The organism is Pseudomonas sp. A25(2017) (assembly GCF_002001065.1).
In the GTDB taxonomy this organism is placed as follows: Bacteria; Pseudomonadota; Gammaproteobacteria; order Pseudomonadales; family Pseudomonadaceae; genus Aquipseudomonas; species Aquipseudomonas kilonensis.
In genome coordinates this window covers 1-6,653 of the sequence record NZ_MUOA01000127.1, presented here as the reverse complement: position 1 = coordinate 6,653, position 6,653 = coordinate 1, and the positions used below count along the sequence as shown (strand labels likewise).

Here is a 6,653-nt window from a genome sequence, read left to right as displayed (position 1 = left end):
TGTTCAGCTGTACCGCAATGGCCATTCGCTATAACCTCGCCGTTGCCCTTCCCTTCTCGATGACGATCCCATGAAGACACTTCTGGCGCTGTTTACAGTCCTGGCCCTGGCGGGCTGTGCCTCGGCCGAAAAAACCTACCTGAACAACGGCGAGCAAGGCCTGGCCATCGACTGCTCGGGCGAGGCCAACTCCTGGGCGACGTGCTACGAAAAGGCTGACGCGTCCTGTGCCGGTACCGGCTATCGCATCGTCGGCACCGACGGCACACCCCAGGCCAAGGAAAGCGAGAAGACCCTGGGCGTCGACGTCGGCAATTTCACCAGCCGCAGCGTCGTGGTGGTGTGCAAGTAGTCAAATGTGGATCTCGGCGAACTTGATGCCCACCCCGCGCAAGGTTTCGATCAATTCATCGAGACGGGCGAAGGACTCGACTTCGTCCAGGTCATCCACCAGGAAAAAACTGCGCCCGGCGCTTTTCTTGAAGAACACAATCCATTCGCCCGGGCTCGCCGGGTTCTGAATCACGTGGGTGGCACAGATAAGACCTTCTGCATGGCGCTCGCGCACCTGCTCGCGTTTCATCGACTGACTCCATAAATGACAATGCCGCCAACGTGAACCGTGGCGGCATTTTTTGTCGAGGGGCAGCAGTTTATCCGATGCCCGGCCCGCTCGTCAGGCGCTGAGTGTGATCAGCCGGAAATGCAGGCGTTGGCCGCATCCTGCACATCGCCCGGGCGCACCGGTACGTTGGACAGGCTTTCGTGCAGCTTGATGCTGCTGCCACTGGAGCGCTCGTCAATGTCGAACACCGCCGCCGGCAGGGTCGACAGTTTGCCCGGGACGATCAGTCGTACGCCGTTCTTGTGCGGCTCCATTTGCAGCGAGCCACGGCTGCTGGCCAGCTTGTCGGACACACACTTGGCATATTCGTGAGGCTTCTTTCCGGAGATGACGCTCATGGTGGGGGGCGTCTGGTTGATGTCCGATACCGATGCACATCCACTCATGGCCAATGCCAACACCCACACGCTGCGCTTCATATGATTCCTCCAATAAAGATCCTCCGACAGTGCAGACGCCGTTTTTCTCCGGTGCCGCACCGCTTTTTTTTCCCGCTTCCTGCGATAAATGAACAAAGCCTGGAGCGCGGGCCGGATATTAACACTCGGGGCTGATAAACTGCGCATCATTGCCCCTTGCTATCGTTTTGATTTTGTAGAAAAAGCCCTTCTGGAGGCGCCCATGAAATTCATTCACCAGCGCGAGCACCTGAACGAAGACGACATCGTCGTCATCGAATGCTCCCAAATGTGTAACATCCGTTTGATGAACGACGCCAACTTCCGCAGCTTCAAGAACGGCGGCCGGCACACGTATCACGGCGGCGCGTTCGACACCTTCCCGGCCCGGATCACTGCCCCTAGCACCGGTTTCTGGAACATCACCATCGACACCGTCAGCCACCGTGCAATCAGCGTCACGCGCAAGCCGACCCTGACCCACAAGATCAAAATCATCCGGCGTTCCAGCTCGAAACTGAGCTGAATCGCCCCTTATTCAAGACAGGCAAAACCGTGGCCCAGACGACCAAATACGTCATCAAGTACAAGCTCAACGACGAACGCCGCTTCGAATTCGCGCAACTGGAAACCGGCACCGAAGAAGAAGCCAGGGCCGCATTGCAAAAGCTGCATGGCCAGACCGACGATGTGATCAGCGACGTCAAGGTCAGCAAAGCGCTGTAACAGCTCATCAAACTGTTTTTGTGCGAGGGTCATCCCCATTGTGGGAGCAAGGCTTGCCCGCGATGAAGGCGCCTCGTTCACCCCGACAGAACGCGTTGCCTTCATCGCGGGCAAGCCTTGCTCCCACAGATAATCCTCTCGCCACAGGGTGACGGGTGTGTCAGCTCAGGATAGGTGAGCGCTCGGCCGTTGACACACCGCAAGATCCGGAGTGCCAGCCGTCAAAGCACTCCCCAGACTGACCAGTCCTTTCTACCAAGGATTGTCATCATGTCCCTACCCTCGCTAATCCAATGCATACACGACCTGGACTGGCCCACCTTGGAGAACAGTCTCGACCAGGACGGCTGTGCAGTCATTCGCAACCTGCTGCCAACAACACAATGCCGGCTGCTGAGTGGTCTGTACGCCAAACCCGGGCTTTTTCGTTCGCGGGTGATCATGGCCCGCCATGGGTTCGGGCGCGGCGAGTATCAGTATTTTCGCTATCCGCTGCCCGACCTCATCCAACAGCTGCGTCAGTCGTTGTACCCAAAGCTGGTGCCGCTGGCGAACCGCTGGAATGAATGCATGGGCCTGGAGGTACGCTACCCCCACGCACACGCCGAGTTCATCCAGCGCTGTCACGCCGCCGGGCAACAGCGCCCTACGCCGTTATTGCTGCAATACGGTCCACAGGACTACAACTGTCTGCACCAGGATCTGTACGGCGAGCAGGTGTTCCCGTTGCAGGTGGCGATCCTGCTGTCGGAACCGGGCCGGGATTTTACCGGCGGCGAATTTGTCCTCACCGAACAGCGCCCGCGCATGCAATCGCGGCCCCAGGTCATCGATCTGAAACAGGGCGACGCCGTGGTGTTTGCCGTGCACCAGCGTCCGGTCAAAGGCGTTCGCGGGTATTATCGGGTGAACATGCGCCATGGCGTCAGTTGCGTGCACAGCGGCAGGCGGCACACCTTGGGAATCATTTTTCATGATGCGCAGTAATGACACACCGCTCACATTGGACCTGTTCGCCGACCAGGCGCCCACCCCGCCCGGCCAGGTCGAGCAGATCGGCCAGCAAGCGTACGTGCTGCGCGGGTTCGCCCTGCCCTGGCTCGAGCGCTTGCTGCCGGCGCTGGACAGCGTCTTGCAGGCGGCGCCGTTCCGGCAGATGGTCACGCCCGGCGGCTTTACCATGTCGGTGGCCTTGAGCAGTTGCGGTGCGCTGGGCTGGACCACCGACCGCAGCGGCTATCGCTACACTGCCCATGACCCGCAGACCGGCCACCCCTGGCCCGACATGCCGACGGTATTTCGCGAACTGGCCCAGGCCGCCGCCCGGCAGGCGCACTTCGAGCATTTCGAGCCCGACGCCTGCCTGATCAACCGCTACGTGCCCGGCGCGCGGATGTCGCGGCACCAGGACAAGAACGAGCGCTCCTTCGCCGCGCCCATCGTCTCGATGTCCTTGGGCCTGCCGGCGGTGTTCCAGTTCGGCGGCTTCGAGCGCAGCGACAAAAGCCTGCGCATCCCGTTGTTCCATGGCGACATCGTGGTCTGGGGCGGCGTGGACCGCTTGCGTTACCACGGCGTGCTGCCGCTCAAGGAAGGCCAGCACCCGCGCTTGGGCGCCCAGCGGATCAACCTGACGTTTCGCACCGCCGGATGAAGGTGCAGAATTCAACCGCAAGACCCGGAGTGTTGCCATCTCGCAGGCTCGCTAATGTAGCCAAAACGGGCCAATGGAATAACGACCATGAACAGCACTTCGAACACTCTCGCCCCTGAACTGGATCCTCGCTGGGCCGCCGTGCTCGCCCGCGATCCTCGCGCCGACGGCACCTTCGTCTATGGCGTGAAAACCACCGGCATCTATTGCCATCCCAGCAGCCTGTCGCGCCTGCCCAACCCGCGCAACGTCGAGTTCTTCGACACGCCGGAGCAAGCCCAGGCAGCCGGCTACCGGCCCAGCAAGCGCGTGGCCCGGGACCAGACCCAGATCGCCGCCCAACAAGCGGCACGGGTTGCCGCCGCTTGCCGGCAGATCGAGGCGGCCGAGGAACTGCCAGGCCTGAATGAGCTGGCAGACAGCGCGGGGTTGAGTCCCTTCCATTTTCATCGGGTTTTCAAGGCCGTCACCGGCCTGACCCCCAAGGGTTATGCCGCCGCCCACCGCTCACGCAAGGTACGCGAACGCCTGGCCGATGGCGGCACGATCACCGAGGCGCTGTACGACGCCGGTTTCAACTCCAACAGCCGCTTTTATGAGGCTGCCGACAAGGTGTTGGGCATGAAACCCGCCGACTATCGCGCCGCCGGGCAGAACACCGACATCCGTTTCGCCGTCGGCCAATGCGCCCTCGGGGCTATCCTGGTGGCGCAAAGCGAGCGTGGCGTGTGTGCGATTCTGCTGGGGGACGACCCGGACACGTTGGTGCGCGACCTGCAAGACAAATTCCGCCGGGCCAACCTGATTGGCGCCGACCGCGAGTTCGAGCAGTTGATCGCCCAGGTGGTTGGCTTCATCGAAGCGCCGGCCCTGGGCCTGGACCTGCCCTTGGACCTGCGCGGCACCGCCTTCCAGGAACGGGTCTGGCAAGCGTTGCGGGACATTCCCGTGGGCAGCACCGCCAGCTATGCCGAGATTGCCCAGCGCATCGGTATGCCCAAGGCCGTGCGCGCCGTGGCCCAGGCCTGCGGCGCCAACAGCCTGGCGGTGGCGATCCCTTGCCACCGGGTGGTGCGCAGCGACGGCAACCTGTCGGGCTATCGCTGGGGCGTGGAGCGCAAGCGTCAGTTGCTGGCGCTGGAGCGCTCGTCCGGGGATTGAATGCCAATGTAGATCGCCACCGAGTCGGGGCCGCTGTAGACCTCGAAATCGGTGGTGAAACGGCGCAATGTCTGCGGGTTATCCGCGAAGTACGCCCAGATCAGGCCCCAGGTCTGGATCACGCACTCGGGCATCGGCCCCTTGGCCGCAAACACCAGGTAATCCCCGCCCTCGATGTCCACGGCAGGATAGCCTGCGCTGGTCGCATCCACCTGCACCCCGGCCGTCACATCGAAGTGGCCGGTGGCGTCGGACTCGTAATGGGAATACACCCCGTAGACGAACGACTCCGACTGCCGGGCCGGAATCGTGTCGAACAGCCCTTCGTTGAAGAACTGCTGCCACATCGGGCCGATTCGGGCGGTGTCGGGCTGCTGCTCGTCGGTGTTGCGGGTACGCACCTGCAAACCGGCCACGGTGAAGGGTTCGACGGTCTTGAGTTTCACGTCCATGGGTTGGGCTCCTTGATGTATGAAGCCCGCATGGTAACCCTCACGGCGTCGGGATCAAGCGGCGAACGCGGGATTGAAAAACTCGACTGGCCCTCGCCGCCCCACACCTGCTAAAAACGCTGTTTCCTTCTGCCCTCGGAGACCCCGCACATGAGCCAGTGGCCAGACACCCGCATTCTTGACCTGCTCGGTATCGAGCTGCCCATCATCCAGGGGCCGCTGGCCGGGGTGACCGGGCCGGCCATGGTGATCGCGACGTGCAATGCCGGCGGGCTGGGTTCGATGCCGGCGGCGATGCTTGATGTCGAACAACTGCGCCAGGCGCTGACGACCATCGGCGAGCAGACCGACAAGCCGTTCAATGTGAATTTCTTCTGTCACCAGCCGCCGGCCTTCGACGAACAGCGGGCCGAGGCCTGGAAGCAACGGCTCAAGCCGTATTACCAGGAACTGGGCGTCGACTTCGACGCGCCGACCCCGGTGTCCAACCGCACGCCCTTCGATGATGCCGCCTGCCGGGTGCTGGAAGAGATGCGTCCGAAAGTGGTCAGCTTCCATTTCGGCCTGCCGGAAAAATCCTTGCTGGATCGGGTGAAGGCCACTGGCGCGAAAATCCTTTCCTCGGCCACCACCGTCGAGGAGGCCATCTGGCTGGAACAGCATGGTTGCGACGCGATCATTGCCATGGGTTACGAAGCCGGTGGTCATCGCGGGATGTTCCTCAGCGACGACCTCAACACCCAAGTTGGACTGTTTGCCTTGCTGCCGCAGGTGGTGGATGCGGTGAAGGTGCCGGTGATCGCTGCTGGCGGCATTGGCGATGCGCGGGGGATCGTCGCGGCATTCGCCCTGGGTGCTTCGGCGGTGCAATTGGGCAGCGCCTACCTGTTCACGCCCGAGGCGAAGATCAGCGCCTCCCATCACCGCGCCTTGCGCACGGCCAAGGAAAGCCAGACCGCTGTCACCAACCTGTTCACCGGTCGCCCGGCCCGAGGCATCGTCAACCGGGTGATGCGCGAAGTAGGCCCGATGAGCCCGCTGGCCCCGGCCTTCCCGCTGGCCGGCGGTGCGTTGATGCCCTTGCGCGCCAAGGGCGAAGCAGACTTCAGCAACCTCTGGGCCGGCCAGGCCTTCCCCCTGGGCCGCGAACTGTCGACGGCCGAGCTGACGCGGCGGTTGGCTGAAGAGGCATTGGCCCAACTCCACAGGGCGAATGCCTGATCGAACGTCATCGCGAGCAAGCTCGCTCCCACAGGGGGCTGGGGACAACCGGTACATCCAGGCACACCATCGGACCTGTGGGAGCCGAGCTTGCTCGCGATAGCGGTAGTACATTCAAAATGGATGCAAGCTGACCCACCGTCATCGCGAGCAAGCTTGGCTCCCACAGGGGGCTGGGGACAACCGGCACATCCAGGCACACCACCGGACCTGTGGGAGCCGAGCTTGCTCGCGATAGCGGTAGCACATTCAAAATGGATGCAAGCTGATCGAACGCCATCGCGAGCAAGCTCGCTCCCACAGGGGGCTGGGGACAACCGGCACATCCAGGCACACCACCGGACCTGTGGGGGCGGAGCTTGCTCGCGATAGCGGTAGTACATTCAAAATGGATGCAAGCTGATCGAACGCCATCG

10 protein-coding genes are annotated in these 6,653 nt (G+C 62.5%); 7 read left to right on the top strand and 3 right to left on the bottom strand.

What is annotated here, in order from left to right; all coding sequences use genetic code 11:
* The first annotated feature begins 70 nt into the window (after positions 1-70).
* On the top strand, positions 71-352 hold the full coding sequence (locus B0E42_RS28370; RefSeq protein ID WP_014337812.1) for a hypothetical protein: 282 nt from the start codon (positions 71-73) through the stop codon (positions 350-352).
* Here B0E42_RS28370 and B0E42_RS28365 read toward each other — a convergent pair whose 3' ends face one another.
* Positions 353-583, bottom strand: a complete 231-nt coding sequence (locus B0E42_RS28365) for a hypothetical protein (protein WP_077508646.1) — start codon at positions 581-583, stop codon at positions 353-355.
* Positions 584-693: 110 nt separating this feature from the next.
* Entirely contained in the window at positions 694-1,044 is a 351-nt protein-coding gene (locus B0E42_RS28360) for a hypothetical protein (protein WP_018605987.1), read from the bottom strand.
* A 202-nt stretch (positions 1,045-1,246) separates the two neighbouring features.
* On the opposite strand from B0E42_RS28360, the gene B0E42_RS28355 reads away from it, so the two are divergent.
* The 5 genes from B0E42_RS28355 to ada all read left to right on the top strand — a co-directional run bounded on the left by B0E42_RS28355 (position 1,247) and on the right by ada (position 4,564).
* Positions 1,247-1,549 carry a DUF1883 domain-containing protein gene (locus B0E42_RS28355; RefSeq protein WP_014337810.1) on the top strand — a complete coding sequence of 101 codons (303 nt, stop codon included), beginning with the start codon at positions 1,247-1,249 and terminating at the stop codon, positions 1,547-1,549.
* 29 nt (positions 1,550-1,578) lie between these two features.
* On the top strand, positions 1,579-1,749 hold the full coding sequence (locus tag B0E42_RS31255; RefSeq protein ID WP_018605991.1) for a hypothetical protein: 171 nt from the start codon (positions 1,579-1,581) through the stop codon (positions 1,747-1,749).
* A 270-nt stretch (positions 1,750-2,019) separates the two neighbouring features.
* A complete protein-coding gene (locus B0E42_RS28350) occupies positions 2,020-2,736 on the top strand; it encodes a 2OG-Fe(II) oxygenase (RefSeq protein WP_053189175.1) in 717 nt (238 codons plus the stop codon).
* Positions 2,723-3,403, top strand: a complete 681-nt coding sequence (gene alkB, locus B0E42_RS28345) for a DNA oxidative demethylase AlkB (protein WP_077508644.1) — start codon at positions 2,723-2,725, stop codon at positions 3,401-3,403. Before B0E42_RS28350 ends, alkB begins: the two co-directional genes overlap by 14 nt.
* A gap of 87 nt (positions 3,404-3,490) precedes the next feature.
* Entirely contained in the window at positions 3,491-4,564 is a 1,074-nt protein-coding gene (gene ada / locus B0E42_RS28340) for a bifunctional DNA-binding transcriptional regulator/O6-methylguanine-DNA methyltransferase Ada (RefSeq protein WP_077508642.1), read from the top strand.
* On the opposite strand, the gene B0E42_RS28335 is transcribed toward ada, so the two are convergent.
* Complete coding sequence (locus B0E42_RS28335) at positions 4,528-5,016, bottom strand: GyrI-like domain-containing protein (RefSeq protein WP_077508640.1); 489 nt, start codon at positions 5,014-5,016, stop codon at positions 4,528-4,530. The genes ada and B0E42_RS28335 overlap by 37 nt on opposite strands.
* Before the next feature lie 150 nt (positions 5,017-5,166).
* On the opposite strand from B0E42_RS28335, the gene B0E42_RS28330 reads away from it, so the two are divergent.
* The gene (locus B0E42_RS28330; RefSeq protein WP_077508638.1) at positions 5,167-6,237 is read left to right on the top strand and encodes a nitronate monooxygenase family protein; all 1,071 of its coding nucleotides are present in this window, start codon (positions 5,167-5,169) and stop codon (positions 6,235-6,237) included.
* Positions 6,238-6,653: the final 416 nt, after the last annotated feature.

Bases quoted from the DNA above. Each gene is read 5' to 3' on its own strand.
- B0E42_RS28360 (WP_018605987.1), bottom strand. From the start codon at position 1,044: ATGAAGCGCAGCGTGTGGGTGTTGGCATTGGCCATGAGTGGATGTGCA.
- B0E42_RS28370 (WP_014337812.1), top strand. From the start codon at position 71: ATGAAGACACTTCTGGCGCTGTTTACAGTCCTGGCCCTGGCGGGCTGT.
- ada (WP_077508642.1), top strand. From the start codon at position 3,491: ATGAACAGCACTTCGAACACTCTCGCCCCTGAACTGGATCCTCGCTGG.
- B0E42_RS28350 (WP_053189175.1), top strand. From the start codon at position 2,020: ATGTCCCTACCCTCGCTAATCCAATGCATACACGACCTGGACTGGCCC.
- B0E42_RS28355 (WP_014337810.1), top strand. From the start codon at position 1,247: ATGAAATTCATTCACCAGCGCGAGCACCTGAACGAAGACGACATCGTC.
- B0E42_RS28330 (WP_077508638.1), top strand. From the start codon at position 5,167: ATGAGCCAGTGGCCAGACACCCGCATTCTTGACCTGCTCGGTATCGAG.
- alkB (WP_077508644.1), top strand. From the start codon at position 2,723: ATGATGCGCAGTAATGACACACCGCTCACATTGGACCTGTTCGCCGAC.
- B0E42_RS28335 (WP_077508640.1), bottom strand. From the start codon at position 5,016: ATGGACGTGAAACTCAAGACCGTCGAACCCTTCACCGTGGCCGGTTTG.
- B0E42_RS28365 (WP_077508646.1), bottom strand. From the start codon at position 583: ATGAAACGCGAGCAGGTGCGCGAGCGCCATGCAGAAGGTCTTATCTGT.